Genomic DNA, 20,536 nt, shown 5'->3' with positions numbered 1-20,536 from the left:
AATTTGACTTTAAATGAGATATATAGAATTGTTAAGTCGGGGGGGCAGGAAAATAATGAAAAAGAAGTTAGTGAGAACAATATTAATAGTGATGACTTTGTTATTAATTATGTTAAGCGGGGGATGCAAAGCAAAACAGACAGATAAAGCCTCAAAACGAGAAATTATTGTTTTAGCAGCATCTTCATTAACAGAAAGCCTTGAAGAAATTATTAAATTATTTGAAAAAGAAAATCCTAAGGTAAAAGTAACGCTGAATCTGGACAGTACAAGTAGATTAAGAGTTCAGATAGAGCAGGGAATAAAAGCTGACTTGTTTCTATCAGCAAATAAAGAGCATTATGATGCCTTAAAAGAAGAAGGATATATTTCAGAAGGAGAAGCCTTTTTACATAATTCCATGGTTCTGATTGTTCCAAAAAGTAATCCAGCTGAGATTGAAAAGCTTGATGATTTACAGAATAAATGTAAATTTGTTATAGCTCAAAAGGAGGTGCCAGCTGGAGAGTACACGAGAAAGATAATTCATTCTCTAAATCAGCAATTAGGAACACAATATGAGGGAAAAGTACTAAGCAACATAGTATCAGAGGAGAGTAACGTAAAACAGGTAGTAAATAAGGTTGTAATAGGAGAAGCAGATGCAGCATTTGTTTATTCATCAGATATTACCAAAGGAGTGAAGGATAAAGTTAAGATAATTGATATTGATCCTAAATATAATGTAAAGGCAGAGTACTGGACTTCTAAATTAAAGAATGAAGAAGAAAATAAATATGCAGAGGATTTATTTTCATTTTTATTGAGTAAAGAAGGTAAGGAAATTTTTCGAAAATATGGATTTAATAGTGCAAAGCAGCAGCCTTAATAAGTTTATAGGGCTGTTTTTTATTTGATATAAGAATAAATTATTAACTAATGATAGGATAAGGTTATTAAGGGGTATTTAAGTTGCTCATTTTATAATGCACTATATTTAATTTATCAATAAAAAAACATGCAAATATACGAATAAATATTCATTTAAATTAGTTGGTAAATGAATTTAGAAATCGGTATTTTAAAGTTTTTATCATACAAAATGGAGTATGTAAACAAGAATAAGCCTCGATGGATTATTAGTTGTTTAATATTGATTTACAAGGAAATGTACTACTCTTAATTAAGACTGGTGATAAAAAAGAAAAGAATTTAAACCTCAGAATTTGTGATGCGCATAATCAAAAAAATAAAGATTTCAAAATGGTTGATATTGACAATATATTGCTTGTAGATGGTTTGATAGTTTTGCCATATTATTTTTATTTAATCATGATAGAATTTATGGTTTTGTCCATTTTTCAGTAACACAAAACCATAAATCGTAATAGTATATACAGTAAAGATTGCACAGGAAATCTTACATTAAACCGATCGGCTAGCGTAATATTCAACAGGGAGAGTAGAGGTCAGAATGTAATAGATTTAGTGCAATCTATATATACAAGATTTACCAATACTTTCGTTAGATAATAAGGGGGATAATATTTTTATGAATATTAATTATAAATCAAATCAAGAAAATCAAGAAAATCAAGAAAATCAAATTACGAGTAATGATTCTTATACTGCAGCTTGTTGTACACCAAGTCATCCTTGTGCAACAGTTACTACTCAAGCTGAATCAATAACTGAACAAATGGATGTAAAACCTATTGTTATTAAAGATGGACCTGTAGTAGTTAAGGTCCCAGTTGTATTAGCAGAGACAAATATAACAATTCCTGTTGAAGCTACTATCACATTAGACCAAGTAGCCATGGAAATTAAACGTATTAAAAAGAATGTATTTTTAACTCAATCCCGTCTTATTCCATTTTCTCAAGACAGCCGTCATGGCACTGGGATATTATTTATAGCAGGTTTTGTTAGAAAAAATATAGAGTATGCAACTCAAACTTGTCCGGTAGGTACAAGTGTAAATGTATGTGGCGATATAAGGCACTGTACAGTTGAAGTTCCTTTTAATTTTACTACTAGAGTTACTTTCCTTAAGAAACCTGTTTTTAATGAAAACACTACTCCAAGTGAACTAGAATTCTTTACAGATAAAATACAAGACTGCGATGTTTGTTCAGATCCAGTAATTGGACGTAATCCTTGCGATCAGAGTTTCTTCTTCACAGAATACTTTAATGAAAAACCTTATGTTGAATTAGTAAGGGCAGATGTTACTGAAATTGATATTCACACAAATCCAACTTCAAACTGCCAAACTCCAATAGAACAAAAGTTCACAAAACTCACCGAAAAAATAGTGATAAATTTAACACTAAAAGTATTACAAAACCAGCAGGTAAGAGTTACAGCAATCGACATCTAATCTATATCTAGCATAACTGCATAGGGTTGTTAGAAATAAAATTTAAATTAGAAACTGAATTTAAGTAATATTATGATTTTTGGATTAAGAGTGGATTTTATCCCATATTTATGGTTAAAATTCACTCTTTGTTTATTAAATAATTCTCGAGTATTATATACTAAATTTTATAATTACTTTTTTTATTATAAATATATAAAAGGAGTGCTTTTTTAAGTGAATGGGACAAAAATAGTCCGGTGTTTTTTGTCTTAAAACAATTTTAAATTTCATCTCCAAAGGATATAATAGTTTATTTTTATTTTTTAACCCCTTTTTCAGTAACACAAAACCATAAATTAGTATAGTATATACTATAAAGGTCATGCTAAAAATCTTACATTTTATTGAGTAGCTAACGAAAGCTTCAACCGGGAGAATAGAGGGCAGAATGTAATAAATTTAGTGTAATCTATATATACAAGATTCACTGATTATACTTATAATTTGGTTAGATAAAAAGGAGGATTCCATTATTATGAATATTGACTCTGAACCAGATCAAGAAAGGCAAATAGATGATGTGTTTACTGAAGATTGTTATAAACCAAGCGATCCTTGTGCAAACGTTACTACTCAATCTGAATCAATAACTGAACAAATTGATTCATCGCCTGACGTTATTAATGCTGGACCTGTAGTAGTTAAGATCCCAGTTGTACTAGCAGAGACCAATATAACAATTCCTGTTGAGGCTACTATCACATTAGACCAAACAGTCATGGAGATTAAACGTATTAAAAAAAATGTATTTTTAACTCAATCTCGTCTTATTCCATTTTCTCAAGACAGCCATAATTGCACTGGAATATTATTTATAGCAGGTTTTGTTAGAAAGAATATTGAGTATGCAACTCAAACTTGTCCGGTAGGTACAAGCGTAAATGTATGTGGAGATATAAGGCACTGTACAGTTCAAGTCCCTTTTAATTTCACTACTAGAGTTAATTTCCTTAGGGCACCTGTTTTTAATGAAAACACTACTCCAAGTGAACTAGAATTCTTTGCAGATAAACTTGAAGGCTGTGATAATTGTGCAGATTCAGTACTTGGACGTAATCCTTGCGATCAGAATTTCTTCTTAACAGAATTCTTTAATGAAAAACCTTATGTTGAATTAGTAAAGGCAGATATTACTGAAATTGATATTCACACAAATCCAACTGAAACTACAACAGAACAAACGTTCACACAACTCACTGAGAAAATAGTAGTAAATTTAACACTAAAAGTATTACAAAACCAGCAGGTAAGAGTTACAGCAATCTAATCCATATCCACCATAATTATATAAGGTTATTAGCACTAAAATTTAAATTGATAACTGAATTTAATATCATAATCATTCTATTAGATATTAATTAATTTACATGCTGTAGATCCAAAGCTTACTAAGAGTGGTTTTGGGTCTGTTTTTAGGATGAGATAAATATTGGACATACGAAGGAAATAACTAGAATTATTATGTAGATATAGCTTACCCTTAGTTAAAATAAAACATAAAAAAGTACAACATAAAATTAATAATGTAATTTTAGTTACGACGAAAAACTTCATAAAAAATATTATTAATCCCAAAGGACCTATTACCGATTTGTTTTAAAAGTAATAATATCTTTCAAATACTTTAATTTATAACATTTTTAATAGGAGGAGAGGCTGTGTCCAGATTACGCAATCAAAGAGAATATGATAATAATCGACATAAGAGAAAATATGATGAAGAACATCATAAAAAGGAACATAATGATGAGCGACTTAAAAGAAAATATGATAAAAATTATCATCCAGAAAAAGATTTTCTTAATTCTTTTAAAACCTTTATTGCGGAAATCAATAACTATATTCCCTTAGAAAATAATGTAGAAGATAAAAAGCAAGATTTATTCAAGTATGTTTCCTTAAAAAATAATGTGCAAAATAAAGACCAAGATGTATCCAAGGATGATGGCTTAGAAAATAAGAATTATACTAGGTTTGAAGATGTATATAATGAAGATTTACTAGAAGAAAACCATAATACCATTGAAAAAGAAGAGTTATCTAAAGAAACCTATAAAGATCAAGTGGATGAGCTTACAATTAAAAATTGTAAAACAACGGTTACTTCTGAAATGCTACCTCTTTGTGAGAATATCCCTCATACTTCTGAAGTCACTGTGGAGGCTGTAACGGTAAAAATTCCGGTGGTGTTAACAGAAAGTACGATAGCTATTACTATTGAGTCTTCTCTTAAGCTAGATGATGTTGTATTACAAATTAAACACATTAAAAAAAATGTATATTTAAATCAGTGCGAACTTATTCCTAATTCTGAAAATGGCAAGCCGAATACCGGAATACTATTTATAGATGGCTTTATTAGGAAGAATATAGAATACATCACTAAAGACCATAATGATGAAGGAGTATCATGCGGAAAGGTTAAACATGCTACAGTTAAAGTTCCTTTTAAATGCACTACCAGAGTCACGTTCAACACTTACCCTAAATTTAAACCAAATACTTATCAAGATGAAGTGGAAATACTACAAACTAGCATTAAAGTTTTCGATCCTTGCGGAGCAGATATAACTGGAAGAGATATTCGAGAGCAAGGTTTTAAAATGATTGAATTCTTTAATGAAAAAGTATTCTGTGAATTAGTTAGTGCTGAAATTGTTGAATCTGACATTCTTGAAAATCCAATAAATAAAGAGTGTAGAATACCTTTAGAGCAAGGATTTCATGATATTACTGAAAAGGTAGTACTATTTCTAACAATAAAATTATTGCAAAATCAGCATGTGGAAATTCCCAAAAAACATCAGTAGCGATAATGAAATAACTAAAGAGTGTAACTTCTATAAAGTTTTATGAGGTTATGCTACCCTACAAGGAATGCTAACTGGTAATGAGCCTATATGCTAACATACAAAAAACAAGAACATAAGAGTAAATCTTATGTTCTTGTTTTTTGTATGTTAATAAAAGATTTATTATCATGATTTTCATACATAGGTAGTACCTTACTACTAGTTAAATATATGTGGCTTTTTTCTGATATTATTATGGGAAGTGTTGATATGAAGTATGAATCATCTTTAACATCTATTTGTTGCACTAGAGGTATACATTCTGAATCATCTTCAACATTTACTTGTTGCACCGGAAGTATATATTCTGAATCATCTTTAACATTTACTTGTTGCACCGGAAGTATATATTCTGAATCATCTTCAACATTTACTTGTTGCACCGGAAGTATATATTCTGAATTATCTTTAGCATTTACTTGTTGCACCGGAAGTATATATTTTGAATCATCTTCAACATTTACTTGTTGCACCGGAAGTATATATTCTGAATCATCTTCAACATTTACTTGTTGCACCGGAAGTATATATTTTGAATCATCTTCAACATTTACTTGTTGCACCGGAAGTATATATTCTGAATCATCTTTAACATCTATTTGTTGCACTGGAGGTATACATTCTGAATCATCTTTAACATTTACTTGTTGCACCAGAAGTATATATTCTGGATCATCTTTAACATCTATTTGTTGCACTAGAGGTATACATTCTGAATCATCTTCAACATTTACTTGTTGCACTGGATGTATACATTCTGTATTCATTTTGTCTTTTGCATTTTTTTTCACGCTTAAATTATGTGGGATTACATTATTTTTATGCTTAACATTTGTTGAGTTTTTTTTATATGTTTTATTAATATTTTCATTACAACATGATTCTTGTAAAATTGTAATGATTATAGACAATTTCAGCAAGTTTAATTTGTCACAATTATTGTTTGGTATCATAGAAAAATACTCCTTTATTATAGAGATTAGGCATAGAAGTAAAATAGACGAGATACTGACTTTTTATTTTTAAGATGTCTTATGTATTTAAATATCATTAGGGCGAAAAATTTGATTATTTTTCAACCGTAATTTTTCTTATTTTTTGTGTCCTAAGACATATTATATAATATGTGGAAAATAAAAAAAGTGTTACTTTAAACATCGGTAATCTTAGATTCTAGATATGAAATATAAAAGTTTAAAATAGTTGAAATAGTATAGGTAAATGCAGTAATATATAAACAAGTAGGATATAATAGTATTGGAGCAAGAATAGAAAATAAAATAGACGAGCACGCTTGCTAGCTATTTTTTTTAGATGCATAAATATAAATTTTGATTAAAACGGTGGGGTTGTTAATTATGTCAGAAAAAAGGACATTTGATGAGGAAATTAGTATTAAAGAAAAAACAGAAATGAAGGTTAAGAAGCCTAGTAAGTACATGGTAATCATTCATAATGATGATTATACAAGCATGGAATTTGTTGTGCAGGTTTTAGTTGGAGTTTTTAAAAAACAGGTTGTGGAAGCCACAAAAATCATGTTTGAAGTCCATAAAAAAGGTAGCGGCATTGCAGGAATATATAGTTATGATGTAGGTATAACAAAAATTGATCAAGCTATGGAGATGTGTGAGGAAAGTGGCTTTCCACTGAAACTAACCTTAGAAGAGGAGTAATTATGCAATTAGATAATATAGTAAATGAGATTATTACTGCGGCTTTTAATGAAGCTCAAATGTCAAAACATGAATATTTTACACCAGAACATATTCTTTACGCTTCTTTATTTTTTGAAGAGGGAATTGAAATAGTAGAGAATAGTGGTGGTAATGTTAAAAGACTTAAAAAACAAATAACAAAATTTTTAAAGGAAAATATAGAAATCGTTGAAGATGCAGAGCCAATCCAAACAATTGGAATTCAAACCATCCTATCAACGGCTGCAGATCACGTTATGCTTTCGGGTAAAGAGATAGTTAAGATAGGCGATGTGATTGTGGCCATGTATGATGATGATGAAAGCTTTGCTTCTTATTTTTTGCGTAAACAGCAAATAAAGAGAAGAGATCTTCTTAATTATATAGCTCATGGTATCTCTGTAGTAGATACTTTTGATTTTGCGTCTACAACAAATAATGAGATAGAAGAGCCGGTGAGATTTACTGAAAATGAAGAAGATATAGAATACACCTATGAAGAGGAAATTGAAAATCCAAATGATAATGAAAATTTTTTAAGTGATTTTACTGTAGAGTTAACAGAACAAGCGGGCAAAGGAGAGATGGATCCTCTTATAGGGAGACAAGATATTCTGCTAAGAACCTTACAGGTATTGTGCAGGAGGCTTAAAAATAATCCGGTACATGTAGGGGAACCTGGAGTAGGAAAAACTGCTATTACCGAGGGGCTTGCACAATTAATTGTAGAAAATAAAGTGCCAAAATTATTGCAAGGGAGTAGAATATATTATTTGGATATGGGCGCTCTTCTCGCAGGTACAAAGTATAGAGGAGATTTTGAAGAACGTATTAAAAAAGTGTTAAGCGAAATTAGTAAAGAAGAAAAACCTATAGTTTATATAGATGAAATCCATACTATAGTTGGAGCAGGTGCAGTTTCTGGAGGTTCTATGGATGCTTCTAATATTTTAAAACCCTTTCTTGCGGATGGTAAAGTAAGATTTATTGGATCGACTACTTATGATGAATATAAGAAGCATTTTGAAAAAGATAGTGCACTGGCTAGAAGATTTCAAAAAATTGAGGTGCCAGAGCCTTCAATTGAGGATACTTTCGATATTCTTATGGGGTTAAAAGATAAATACGAAACTTACCATAATGTTACATACAAAGATGAAGCTTTAAAAACAGCAGTAGAATTATCTAGCAAGTACATTAAGGACAGATTTCTTCCAGATAAGGCTATAGATATTATGGATGAAGCAGGTGCTTATGCAAGGCTTTATGCTGAAGACAATGAAGAAACTATTATTATTACGGTGGGTGCAGTGGAAAAAATAGTAGCTTCTATTGCAAAAATTCCAGAGCAAAGTGTATCAAATAATGAAATAGATATACTGAAAAATCTAGACAACAATTTAAAGAAACAAGTTTTTGGGCAAAGAGACGCTATAGACACTTTAGTAAGGGCTATAAAGAGATCTAGGGCAGGTTTTAATGAAGAAGATAAGCCAATAGCGTCTCTCCTCTTTGTTGGTCCTACAGGGGTTGGGAAAACAGAAATAAGTAAACAATTGTCGATTAGCTTAGCTATTCCACTTATTAGATTTGATATGAGTGAATACCAGGAAAAACATACTGTTGCAAGGCTTATCGGTGCACCACCGGGATATGTAGGTTATGAAGAGGGTGGAATGCTAATTGAGGCTATTAAAAGAAATCCTTATTGCGTGCTACTTCTAGATGAGATTGAAAAAGCTCACCCTGATATATTTAATGTGTTATTGCAGGTTATGGACTATGCAACTTTAACAGATAATACTGGTAAAAAGGCGGATTTCAGAAATGTGATTTTAATAATGACTTCTAATGCAGGAGCGAGAGAGGCTAGCAAACATATAATTGGGTTTGGAGACAAAATGGAGTCTGGGCAAGTAATTACTAAAGAAGTGGAGCGAGTATTCTCACCCGAATTTAGGAATAGATTGGATAACATAATTGCATTTAATAAAATTGATGAAGCTATGGCTCTTCAAATAGCTAAGAAGGCAATGAAACAGTTTGAAGAAAAACTTTTAACTAAAAATATAAAATTAAAGGTTACAGATAATTTATATGATTGGTTAAGTAAAAAGGGTTTTTCCGAGGAGTATGGCGCGAGAGAAATCAATAGAGTGGTCCAAAAAGAAATAAAGGCTTATTTTGTAGATGAAGTGCTGTTTGGAGACCTTTGCACAGGCGGGAGTGCAACAGTTGATATTGTGGATGGTAAACTTACAATTATTAAAGGAAATTAAAAAAGAGATGTTGCTAATAAAAATAGCGACATCTTTTTATTTGAATTAGTGTTAAGTTGTATTATATTATTTTTATTTTTTAGGAATAACCTCTGTCCAGTAACCATCTGGATCTATAATAAAATATATTCCCATAGATTTATTTTCATAGCAAATACAACCCATTTTTTTATGGTATGCGTAGGCTTCATCAAAATCATCTGTAACTACAGCAAGATGGAATTCATTTTCCCCTAAATTGTATGATTGCGTTCTGTCCTTAAGACAAGTAAGCTCTAACTTATGATTAGTTGTTTCATCACCTAAAAATACAAGAGTAAAACTACCATCTGATGAATGAAATCGCCTAGTTTCTATAAATCCTAAAGCATTTTTATAAAATTCCACGCTTTTTTCTAAATTCAATACATTTATATTATTATGATCAAAAGAAAACTTCATTTAATATAACCACCTTTTCTAAAAAATTTAATATATCACATATGCCATAGAATCATTATATGCTTACTTAAATTTTATTCATAGAAGTTTGAAAATAAAAATATCCGACTTGGAATATATTTATATTTACATAGAATGTATGATATTATTTTACTATCAGAGAAATATGAAGGAGTGAAAATATATGAAAGAGATAGAAACAAAAATATACTATATATACCATAGTGGGTTTGCCATTAAAACTAAAAATCATTTTTTAATATTTGATTACTATAAAGAACCTGTAATAAATGATAAAGCCCATAAGCAGTCAGCGTTGTTATTACCTCAAAATATTAAAGACATGGAAAATGTTTATGTGTTTTCATCACATAGTCATGAGGACCATTTTAATTCTTGTATTTTGGATTGGGAAAATTATAATAGTGATATACAATATATACTTAGTAGTGATATAAAAGTAGATAAAAATAAATCGAATTATAGCTTTATAGAGGAAGGTGAAGATAAATTATTTAAAGGCGTTTATGTAAAAGCTTATGGTTCAACTGATATTGGAATATCTTTTTTAGTAAAAGTTGATGGATTAACTATTTTTCATGCTGGGGATCTTAATTGGTGGCACTGGAAAGAGGATAGTCCAGAGGAGCAATCTGAAGCAGAGGCTTCATTTAAAACTCACATAGAGAAATTAAAAGAAGAAAAATCTATCGACATAGCTTTTTTTCCTGTAGATCCAAGACTGCAAGAGTTTTATTATATAGGCGGAGAATATTTTGCAGAAGAAATTAGGCCTAAACTGCTTATACCTATGCATTTCGGAGATGAAGTAGCTATTACTAAAGAATTTGCTAGTATAATGAGAAAAATTAACATAAAAGCAGTCGAAATAAATCATCCTAGGCAAGAGATAATATATAAAAAATATTTTTAATATATATGGATAGAAATAGTCATTTATGTCTATAATTTAAATAACCAAATAAAAAAGCATCACATGCAGTATTTTTTAGTCCCCCTAAATTAATATTACATGTGATGCTTTTTATATTTAGATGGAGTTATGATGCAAAACTTATAAAATCACTAAAACTGTAATTAAAAGTGAAATTTCTATTTACATAATTTGATAATTGTGATAGCTTTATTATTATGAAATAGAAAGTAGGGTAGATTAAATGAGAAGAAAAACTAAAAATGAAAACGTTTTAGATTATATTTACATTATTATCGGGACTACAATACTTGCAGCAGGCATAAATGTGTTTTTTGCAAAGTTTAAATTAGTAACAGGTGGAGTAGCAGGTATTGCTATTGTTATCCAATATATCGCAGAAAAATATTATGGAATAGGAGTGCCTTTATGGTTTACTAATATTGTGATAAATATACCATTGCTTATCATTGCTAGAAAACTTAAGGGCAGAGAATTTGTGGGTAAATCTATGTTTGCTTCAGCATATCTATCTTTTGCACTGTTTTATACAAGCTTTATACCAGCGCCAAAGGTTGATATTTTGTTGGTTAGTATATTTGGTGGAGTGCTTGTTGGCACAGGGTTAGGACTTGTATTAAGAGCATCTGCTAGCACTGGCGGAACTGATTTAGCTGCAAATATTATAAAGGTTTATTTAAAGGATATTTCAATAGCTAAAATTATATTAGCTATTGATTCAATTATAATACTAATAGGTGCTTTTCTATTTGGTGTTCAAAAAGCTATGTACGCGTTAATAGCCACGTATATTGTTACTAAAGTTATAGATGGTATACTTGAAGGTATAAATTATTCTAAAGAGGTATTTATTATTTCATATAAGTCTAAAGAAATAGCGGAAATATTAATGAAGGATTTAGAGAGAGGTGTTACAGGAATAAATGCTACTGGAATGTATACAAATGGGCCCAAACAGGTACTATATATAGTAGTGGGTAAAAATGAAATAGTACCTCTTCAAAAAATTGTTAAATCAATTGATGCCAACGCATTTATAACTGTTGCAGATGTAAGGGAAGTATTAGGAGAAGGATTTACTAAATAAAAAGGAAGTATAATAGGAAACATTTTCAGAGTATATTTCGAAGTCTTCATGCAAAGACTAAATTTAGAAAGGAAGTGCTTATACATGAATGACGAATTAAATAGTAAACCTATTATATTTGATCACCCAGAGAAACTTACACAGGGTGTATCTTTAGAAGAAGGCGATGTTGTAGCAAAGGCTTTCATTAATGAAGAAGATGGATGTGTAAAATCTAACATCGTTATTGAAAATAAGGCTACTGGAAAAATGGCAAAGAGAGATGCAGTTATTGGTGAGATAGTTGAAGATGAAGATGAAGATGAAGATGAAGATGAAGATGAAGAATTTGATTAAATAGATATCCTTGTTAAAAAGAATTATAATTCTATTTAATTAAAAGAAAATACTTACTTAAGGGGTGCCTAAAATGATTGGAAAATTATTTTAGGCACCTATTTTTAACGATATTACGGAAAGAGAGTTTCGTATTATAACAAAAATAAAAATTCAGTGGAAGTATAAATATCCTCCTAAAGTCATCAATATTGCAGCTTCGCAGAAGATGATTTAATTAATTTTAGGAAAATAACTAAAAACTTCTCTATTGATTGTTGTAGATGCGTCAATGGCAATTAGATTATAAAAATATTTGACATTTATTATTTAAAATATTATAATTTTAATTGAATATAAAAATAATTGATACATATACTAATATTTAAATATAAAGACTGTGAAGAGAAGAGTAGATATAAAAGGTAGTCGTAGCGATTTGGTGATGGTGAAAGACCAATACGAGGGTTATATTGAAGAACATCTCAGAGTTTCTAACCGAAATCTTTAAGAAAGTAGGCTTAGACGGTTCCAATCCGTTAACTGTTGGGCAGTATCAAATATATAATTCGTAGCAACGAATGTATAATTCTGTACTGATTAGATTGGTCATATTATATGACAAACTGGGTGGCATAGCGAAATTATAGCCTTTCGTCCCTTTATTATTAGGGGATGGAAGGCTTTTTTTATTATTAAGGTAAATATAAAATTATAAGGAGGGCAATTTTATGGAAAAATTGTTAGTAAAACAAATTTATAGAGAAAAAGAAAAATATGCAGATGAAGTAGTATCTATCTCTGGATGGATAAGAACTTTAAGATCTTCTAAAGCGTTCGGGTTTATAGAAGTTAATGATGGAAGTTTCTTCAAAAACATTCAGGTAGTTTTTGAGGAAGGCTTAGAAAATTTTGCTGAAATAGCTAAATTACCTATAAGTTCATCTTTGACTATAGAAGGGAAACTTGTTGTAACGCCAGAAGCTAAGCAGCCATTTGAGATTAAAGCTACTAAAATAGTTTTAGAAGGGATGTCAAATACTGATTATCCATTGCAAAAGAAAAGACATTCTTTTGAGTATTTAAGAACTATTGCACACTTAAGGCCAAGAAGTAATGCTTTCTCAGCAGTGTTTAGGGTGCGTTCACTAACGGCTTTTGCTATCCATGAGTTTTTTCAAAAGAGAGGATTCGTATATACCCATACACCAATAATTACTGGTAGCGATTGCGAAGGTGCGGGTGAAATGTTCAGAATATCTACTCTTGATGTAAATGACATGCCACTAGGAGAAGATAAAAAAGTTGATTATTCAAAGGATTTCTTTGGTAAAGAAACTAGCTTAACTGTAAGTGGACAGTTAGCAGCAGAGGCTTTTGCTTTAGCTTTTAGAAATGTTTATACCTTTGGGCCAACATTTAGAGCAGAAAATTCTAATACAGGAAGACATGCAGCTGAGTTCTGGATGATAGAGCCTGAAATAGCATTTGCGGATTTAAAAGATGATATGGAACTCGCAGAAGACATGATGAAATACATAATAAATTATGTTATGGAAAACGCTCCAGAAGAGATGGAGTTTTTCAATAGTTTTGTAGATAAAGGTTTAATTGAAAGATTAAATGGTGTTGTAAATGCAGAGTTTGGTCAGGTAACATATACTGAGGCTGTGGATATCCTACAAAAATCAGGAAATGAATTCCAATATCCGGTAACTTGGGGCTGCGATCTTCAAACTGAGCATGAAAGATATTTAACAGAAGAAGTGTTTAAAAAACCATTATTTGTAACGGATTATCCAAAGGAAATAAAATCTTTTTATATGAGAATAAATGATGATAATAAGACAGTTGCAGCAATGGACCTACTTGTACCGGGAATAGGAGAAATTATCGGTGGAAGCCAAAGAGAAGAAAGACAAGATATTTTAGAAGCTAGAATGGAAGAATGTGGTCTTAATAAAGAAGATTACTGGTGGTATTTAGAGCTAAGAAAATACGGCGGAACTAAGCATGCTGGATTTGGACTAGGATTTGAAAGAGCTATTATGTATATTACAGGTATGAGCAACATAAGAGACGTTATTCCATTCCCAAGAACAACTGGGTCTGCTGAGTTTTAACGACATTTCAGAAGGAAGGTGACCACCTGCGGAGCGATTGCAGCTTCGCAGGTGATAATTTAATAGTAAATTATAATACTTAAAAGCAGCTCCTTATGTGTAGAATAGGAGCTGCTTTTCTGCTTTTAATTTAGAAATCTGAAAAAATAACAGGCTAAACATGCCTTATTTATAATCAGTATTTTTAGCAGCAGCATACCTTGTCATCAGGAATATGTTTAAGTTATTTGGCGTTAACAACGCCCATGGATGATATTTAAGAGATGTTTCGGATATTGTAAAAATCATGAAACCCTTGGGGAGGGGTTTCATGATATAACAGAATAAAAAAATACAAGCTACTGACAAAAGTCAGTAGCTTGTACAGTAATCATAAGATATATGTTCTAATTAAGCCTCAACTGGAGCGCCTGTAGGACAAACACCTGCACAAGCTCCACAATCGATACAAGTATCAGCATCGATAACAAATAGTGAATCTCCTTGGCTTATAGCGTTAACTGGGCATTCAGGTTCGCAAGCTCCACAGCTTACACATGCATCAGTAATTTTATATGACATAATAATCAACCTCCTTTTTAACTAATTTACTACATAATATCATAATTAAGCTAATAAATAAAGAGTTTTTTAGAAATAGAAGATGGTGGAACATATCTCATAATTGACACGTTTATTAGTAATTCTATATAGCATAACCATTCTGCTTATTTTTATATGTTAAATTAAATAAATATTTATTATTAATTTATAAATGTTTTTAAAATACAATATTAAATGAACTGTATTAAATAATAGTTACAGCTAGAACTAAATTTAAAACAGTTCATTTAATACATATGGTAGTTAGTAACTTTTAGCTGTATATATATTAATGATGAGCTCATCTATCTAGCTGAGAGTTAATAACTATTAATAATATTATGTGTAAAATTTAAAAAATTATTCAGTATAAAATTATAACTTAATTAAATTATTTACATAGCAATTTAATTGCTCTATTAACAACATTTTCTGTTGTAAATCCGAATTCTTTGAATAAATCGTCGGCTTTACCTGAAGCTCCAAATCTATCAATAGAGATTACATCTCCGTCTATTCCAACATATTTATGCCAACCAAAGGAAGAAGCGGCTTCAACTGCCAAGCGGGCTCTTATGTCTGATGGTAATATAGATTCCCTGTACCCTCTTGATTGTGCTTCAAACAAATCTAAGGATGGCATACTTACCACTCTAGCCTTGATACCACGATCATTTAATATCTTAGCTCCTTCATAAATAAATTCTACCTCAGAACCAGAAGCCATTAAAATTATATCAGGAGTTCTGCCTTTTTCTTCATAGGTTTTTAATACATATGCACCCTTTAAAGCTTCGATTGAGGTTTCTTCATACAAAGGAAGATTCTGCCTTGTTAGTATTAACGCAGTAGGAGTTGTTTTTGAAGTCAGTGCAGCATACCAACCAACAGCTGTTTCTCTTGAATCAGCGGGTCTAAACACCGTAAAGTTTGGTAGAGATCGCAAAGCTGCAAGATGTTCAATTGGTTCATGAGTTGGACCATCTTCACCAACTGCTATACTATCATGAGTTAAAACATAAACTACTGGAAGACTCATAAGGGAAGACAATCTCATTGCACCCTTCATATAATCACTAAATACAAAGAAAGTTGAAACAAAGGGTTTAAGACCTCCATGAACATATATTCCATTTGCAATAGCAGCCATTGCATGCTCTCTTACTCCAAAATGAAGGTTAGTGCCAGTTCTATCTTCCATAGAAAAATCACCTTTACCCTTCATATATGTTTTATTAGAAGGAGCAAGATCTGCTGAACCGCCTATAAGGTTTGGTACATGTTTTGCTAATATATTTATTATTGCGCCAGAAGAGTTTCTTGTTGCTGCTGTGCCATCAAACTTCCACATATCTTCGATCTTAAGTAAATCAACAGAAAGTTCTCCGCTTTGCCATGCTTCATATTCCTTAGCAAGTTCAGGATTTTTTTCACTATACTGCGCATAAAGTGTGTTCCAAGTTTCTTCTTTTTTCCTAAGATCTGACTTTATAGTTTCCATATGAGTAGTTACTTCATTGGGAATTGTAAATGGATCGAGGTTCCAGCCTAGGCATTTTTTCATTTCAGTTATATTAGATTCTCCTAATGGTTCTCCATGTGCTGAGGCAGTACCTTGTTTTTTAGCACAACCGAATCCGATAATAGTTTTAATTTTAATAAAGGAAGGTTTATTTAACTCAAGTTTTGCAGTTTCAATGGCACTACTTATTGCGTCCATATCATTGCCATCTTCTACAGATAAAACTTGCCATCCATAGGCATCAAATCGTTTACCCACATCTTCTCTAAAAGCAATATCGGTATTTCCTTCTATAGTTATACTATTTGAGTCATACATTAAAATAAGCTTTCCAAGGCCTAAGGTACCTGCCAGGGATGCTGCTTCTCCAGAGATTCCTTCCATATTACATCCGTCACCACATAGAGCATAGGTGTAATGATCTACAATAGCATGTTCTTTTGTGTTAAATTTTGCCGCAAGATGGCTTTCAGCTATTGCCATACCTACTGCATTAGCAATACCTTGCCCGAGTGGCCCTGTGGTAACTTCAACACCATTTGTATGACTATACTCTGGATGACCGGGTGTTAAACTTCCCAATTGTCTAAAATTCTTTAAATCTTCAATAGTTAGACCATATCCAAAAAGATTAAGTAGAGAATATTCTAGCATTGATCCATGTCCTGCTGACAATACAAATCTATCTCTATCCTGCCATTTTGAATTGCAAGGATTATGCTTCATATGCTTCGCCCATAACGTATATGCCATCGGTGCCGATCCGAGCGGAAGCCCTGGATGTCCCGATTTTGCTTTTTCTATTGCCTCAGCTGATAAAATCCTTATAGTATCTACGGTTAGTTGTTCAATTTTACTCAATGTAAATTCCTCCTTTATATATCTTAATTCTTATGATATTTTAAATTATTTATAATAGATGTATGTCCTATATTTAATATAAAAGATTACTCTCTGTATTGCAAGGATATATTGTTTTTTAAAAGAATTTAGTTTAATCCTTATCTTTATCTCCAAACATTATTTTCTGGAACCCATACTTTAATTTAACATCCCTGTTTTTGCAATCGCAAATTTCTTTGTTAGCATCATATTTAATTGATGGCGATTTACTTGTTACAAGAATTTGAGTTGGATAAATACTCATATGTCCCATAATCAAATACGCAACCATACATGCTACAGATGTATATATACTAGTGGAATGTCCAAAAAGTTCTAAGGATATTATAATCGCGGCAATAGGAGTATTAGCACAGCAACCAAAAAACGCTACCATGCCAATAGCCGAGAAAAATGCTATGTTTTGGTTGAAAATAACCGCCCATGTATTACCAAGTGAGGCGCCTATGTAAAGCATAGGTGTTAAAATTCCTCCACTTCCTCCACTTGAAAGGGTTATAGAAGTGGTAAAGGCCTTAAATAAAGACGAAAGATTATTTAGTTTTCCACCAGAAAGGGCCTTATCTATAACATTTTCGCCTATTCCAATGTAGTCATTAGATCCCACAAGGAGTACAAATATAACAATAATTACTCCACCTACTATGCCCTTAAGAGGATTTAAAAATCTTATTCTTCCAAATATCTTTTCTGTAAAATTTATAAAGGTAATAAATAATCTTGCGGCGATCCCAATGAATATACCGAATGCAACTATCTTTAAAAACATTAACATATGAATTTTGGGGATATATGTTATTGAATAATTCAATACATTAGTCCCTATATATAAGCCCGTAAAATAGCTGGCATAAGATGCTATAACTGATGGTAGAAGGGACACATATGAAATCTTTCCAATATATAAAACTTCAGCTGCAAATACTGCAGCACCAATAGGGGCACCAAAAACTGCAACAAACCCTGCACTTATCCCACAGACTACTAGTCGCTTTGTGTCTATGTCATCCATTTTAAAAAGTTTACTCACAAGTGATGCGATTCCACTTCCTATCTGAGTTCCAGGTCCTTCCATTCCTACTGAGCCACCAAAAATGATAGTGACTAAAGTGGAAACAAGTTTAACTGGTACAATTTTAAAATCACTTCTTCCTGAATTTTTATGAACAGCCTCAATTGCTTTTTCTGTTCCGTGCCCTTTAGCATTAGGGGCAAGTTTTATTATTATAAAAGAACTTAAAAATAAGGCGATAGGAAGGAAGAGATAATAATAATTTATACTTGACACATATTTAACTCCAAATGAAACTAGTTTTATAAAAAGAGCTACTACAGTTCCTACTATAACGCCAATTAAAGTTGAAATACTTATCCATTTTACAGCACTTATGAAAAAGATTGATTCTGATTTGAAGTATTTTTTAATGTTTTTATCCATTTTGGCCTTCTTCCTGTTTTAAGGTGACAAACATTTACTTACCTTGTATTATATATTTTAGCATATATAAACGTACATATGAAAGAAAATTGAGGGGACAATTCATTACTGTTTTGCTAAATAGTAATGAACCGTCCCCTATTTTTATATTTAGAAAATGCTCTATTCTTGAATTTTCTCAGTATTTTTTTTAAGATTACATTCAATTTCTAATAGTATTTTTTGTTGATATAACATTATTAAATAACAGAAAATACTTGATATAAATACTAATATAAAGGTAGAAACTTTAAAAAATATGAGTATTACAACCAAAAAACTAGTGAAATTCAAAATTGTAATATGAAATTTACGAATAGTATAGTATGCAGCAGTTTTAAGAATATCTTTTGTACTTAAATAAAATCTTGAGATTATTGGGAATACATAAAGACTCATTGAAAAAATAAAAGCTATAACTATAAAAATAAAAACAGTTAAAAATTTTGGGTAACTACTTAAAATAATTAATTTGATGTCAATAAATAGTATAGATAATATAATTATTTCTAGAGACCAAAAGAATAATGATTGAAAAAAGTTAACTTTATAAGCCTTAAAAAAGTCTTTCGTAATATTTATATCTTTTTCCCGGATAAGTTTTCCCATCACACTAAGAAGAGCCGTTGCGGCAGGTCCTATCGGGATACAACATATAATAATAATAATAATAATAGGAATAAACCCCTGTGGAATTGTATTTGCACCATTAGATAAAAGTGCAATTAATATGAAAAGTAGTGGAATATTGAGAAGTAGAAAGTACAAATTGCCCAAGAAAAACCAAAATATATAATTAGTTATCGTATATATAGGTCCTTCGCCAAATTCTCTTTTTAATTTAGCCATTTTTTCCTCCAACTGCATTTATCAAATGCTACTGTGTAAATAGATATAATAATTTGAAATTTTTTATAACTAACTAAAATGTAACATAAATTGTGTGAAATGCAAATAGGTAGAAGCCATATAAAAGTTGATTGAATTTTGGAATTCTGAACAGAGTAATTGAATAATGGATAATTATTTACAAGATATTAAATGAAGGGATGTTTTAATATTTAGTAAATTAGCGGTATAATAAATAAAAATGAAAACATTTTAAGTTAGGGGCGATATTTATGAATTTAAAAGGTAAAGTAGCTATAGTTACAGGAGCATCTAGAGGAATTGGGAAAGGTATTGCTATAGAACTAGCTAAGGCTGGAGCTTGCGTGGTTATAAATTATAAAAGCAACGATGAAGCAGCTGAAAAAACCTTGCAGGAAATTAGAGAGCTAGGAGCTTATGCCTTGAAAATTAAAGGTGACGTAAGTAATTATGAATTTTCAAATGGGATGATAAAAACTACTGTTGAAAAATTAGGTAAAATAGATATTTTGATAAATAATGCAGGAATATCCAAGGTAGGATTGTTTATGGATGCTACGCCAGAAGAATGGGACAATATTTTAAACGTAAATCTTAAGGGTGCAATTAATTGTTCGCATAGTGCAGTTAAAGAGATGATAAAGCAAAAAAGTGGAAGCATAATAAATATATCTTCAATGTGGGGGAATGTGGGTGCTTCTTGTGAAGTGATTTACTCAGCATCTAAGGGCGCAATTAACTCTTTTACAAAGGCACTAGCTAAGGAACTGGCCCCATCTAATATTAGGGTTAATGCAATAGCACCAGGGGTTATAGATACAGAAATGAATGGTTGGTTAACGCAGGACGAACGCGAATCTTTAGCTAATGAAATACCTATGATGAAATTTGGAGAAGTGCGCGATGTTGGCATGCTTGTAACCTTTTTAGCCAGTGAAAATTCAAAATACATTACGGGACAAGTTATAACAATAGACGGAGGAATGCAATAGTTATTTAAAAATAAATTTATTAATAATTTATTAATAC

The 20,536-nt window shown here is 31.1% G+C and carries 17 protein-coding genes and 1 other annotated feature; of the genes, 11 read left to right on the top strand and 6 right to left on the bottom strand.

Annotated elements, in window-relative coordinates:
- Positions 1 to 55 precede the first annotated feature (55 nt).
- The 4 genes from modA to ACWJJ7_RS08465 all read left to right on the top strand — a co-directional run bounded on the left by modA (position 56) and on the right by ACWJJ7_RS08465 (position 5,214).
- Positions 56 to 868, top strand: coding sequence for a molybdate ABC transporter substrate-binding protein (modA, locus tag ACWJJ7_RS08480; RefSeq protein WP_462964801.1), 813 nt, complete (start codon positions 56 to 58; stop codon positions 866 to 868).
- Positions 869 to 1,531: 663 nt separating this feature from the next.
- Entirely contained in the window at positions 1,532 to 2,362 is an 831-nt protein-coding gene (locus ACWJJ7_RS08475; protein ID WP_462964800.1) for a CsxC family protein, read from the top strand.
- Between the two features lie 517 nt (positions 2,363 to 2,879).
- Positions 2,880 to 3,671, top strand: a complete 792-nt coding sequence (locus ACWJJ7_RS08470) for a CsxC family protein (protein WP_462964799.1) — start codon at positions 2,880 to 2,882, stop codon at positions 3,669 to 3,671.
- A 391-nt stretch (positions 3,672 to 4,062) separates the two neighbouring features.
- Positions 4,063 to 5,214 (top strand): CsxC family protein, encoded by a 1,152-nt coding sequence (locus tag ACWJJ7_RS08465; protein ID WP_462964798.1) that lies wholly within the window; start codon positions 4,063 to 4,065, stop codon positions 5,212 to 5,214.
- A 128-nt stretch (positions 5,215 to 5,342) separates the two neighbouring features.
- On the opposite strand, the gene ACWJJ7_RS08460 is transcribed toward ACWJJ7_RS08465, so the two are convergent.
- Positions 5,343 to 6,209: a hypothetical protein gene (locus tag ACWJJ7_RS08460; RefSeq protein ID WP_462964797.1), complete on the bottom strand. Its 867-nt coding sequence runs from the start codon at positions 6,207 to 6,209 to the stop codon at positions 5,343 to 5,345.
- Positions 6,210 to 6,614: 405 nt separating this feature from the next.
- Between ACWJJ7_RS08460 and ACWJJ7_RS08455 the strand changes: the two genes are divergently transcribed.
- Positions 6,615 to 6,932: an ATP-dependent Clp protease adaptor ClpS gene (locus ACWJJ7_RS08455; RefSeq protein WP_462964796.1), complete on the top strand. Its 318-nt coding sequence runs from the start codon at positions 6,615 to 6,617 to the stop codon at positions 6,930 to 6,932.
- A gap of 2 nt (positions 6,933 to 6,934) precedes the next feature.
- Positions 6,935 to 9,232, top strand: coding sequence for an ATP-dependent Clp protease ATP-binding subunit ClpA (clpA, locus tag ACWJJ7_RS08450; protein ID WP_462964795.1), 2,298 nt, complete (start codon positions 6,935 to 6,937; stop codon positions 9,230 to 9,232).
- Between the two features lie 72 nt (positions 9,233 to 9,304).
- On the opposite strand, the gene ACWJJ7_RS08445 is transcribed toward clpA, so the two are convergent.
- The gene (locus tag ACWJJ7_RS08445) at positions 9,305 to 9,673 is read right to left on the bottom strand and encodes a VOC family protein (protein ID WP_462964794.1); all 369 of its coding nucleotides are present in this window, start codon (positions 9,671 to 9,673) and stop codon (positions 9,305 to 9,307) included.
- Between the two features lie 184 nt (positions 9,674 to 9,857).
- Here ACWJJ7_RS08445 and ACWJJ7_RS08440 point away from each other — a divergent pair, with 184 nt between their 5' ends.
- From ACWJJ7_RS08440 to asnS, 4 genes are all read left to right on the top strand, one after another.
- Complete coding sequence (locus ACWJJ7_RS08440; protein WP_462964793.1) at positions 9,858 to 10,607, top strand: MBL fold metallo-hydrolase; 750 nt, start codon at positions 9,858 to 9,860, stop codon at positions 10,605 to 10,607.
- A 244-nt stretch (positions 10,608 to 10,851) separates the two neighbouring features.
- A complete protein-coding gene (locus ACWJJ7_RS08435; RefSeq protein WP_462964792.1) occupies positions 10,852 to 11,715 on the top strand; it encodes a YitT family protein in 864 nt (287 codons plus the stop codon).
- Positions 11,716 to 11,799: 84 nt separating this feature from the next.
- Positions 11,800 to 12,051, top strand: coding sequence for a hypothetical protein (locus tag ACWJJ7_RS08430; protein ID WP_462964791.1), 252 nt, complete (start codon positions 11,800 to 11,802; stop codon positions 12,049 to 12,051).
- Between the two features lie 370 nt (positions 12,052 to 12,421).
- Positions 12,422 to 12,695: a binding site (T-box leader), on the top strand.
- 66 nt (positions 12,696 to 12,761) lie between these two features.
- Entirely contained in the window at positions 12,762 to 14,153 is a 1,392-nt protein-coding gene (asnS, locus tag ACWJJ7_RS08425) for an asparagine--tRNA ligase (RefSeq protein WP_462964790.1), read from the top strand.
- A 390-nt stretch (positions 14,154 to 14,543) separates the two neighbouring features.
- Here the strand turns inward: asnS and ACWJJ7_RS08420 are convergent, their stop codons facing one another.
- From ACWJJ7_RS08420 to ACWJJ7_RS08405, 4 genes are all read right to left on the bottom strand, one after another.
- Positions 14,544 to 14,714, bottom strand: coding sequence for a DUF362 domain-containing protein (locus ACWJJ7_RS08420; protein WP_165414303.1), 171 nt, complete (start codon positions 14,712 to 14,714; stop codon positions 14,544 to 14,546).
- Positions 14,715 to 15,126: 412 nt separating this feature from the next.
- Positions 15,127 to 17,118, bottom strand: a complete 1,992-nt coding sequence (gene tkt, locus ACWJJ7_RS08415; RefSeq protein WP_462964789.1) for a transketolase — start codon at positions 17,116 to 17,118, stop codon at positions 15,127 to 15,129.
- Between the two features lie 133 nt (positions 17,119 to 17,251).
- Positions 17,252 to 18,598, bottom strand: coding sequence for a chloride channel protein (locus ACWJJ7_RS08410; RefSeq protein ID WP_462964788.1), 1,347 nt, complete (start codon positions 18,596 to 18,598; stop codon positions 17,252 to 17,254).
- A gap of 162 nt (positions 18,599 to 18,760) precedes the next feature.
- Positions 18,761 to 19,486, bottom strand: coding sequence for a DUF624 domain-containing protein (locus ACWJJ7_RS08405; RefSeq protein WP_462964787.1), 726 nt, complete (start codon positions 19,484 to 19,486; stop codon positions 18,761 to 18,763).
- Positions 19,487 to 19,758: 272 nt separating this feature from the next.
- Between ACWJJ7_RS08405 and ymfI the strand changes: the two genes are divergently transcribed.
- Positions 19,759 to 20,499, top strand: a complete 741-nt coding sequence (gene ymfI / locus ACWJJ7_RS08400) for an elongation factor P 5-aminopentanone reductase (RefSeq protein WP_462964786.1) — start codon at positions 19,759 to 19,761, stop codon at positions 20,497 to 20,499.
- Positions 20,500 to 20,536 lie beyond the last annotated feature (37 nt).

It is taken from the genome of Clostridium sp. CM042, assembly GCF_055080995.1.
This window is presented reverse-complemented; position numbering and strand designations above follow the sequence as displayed.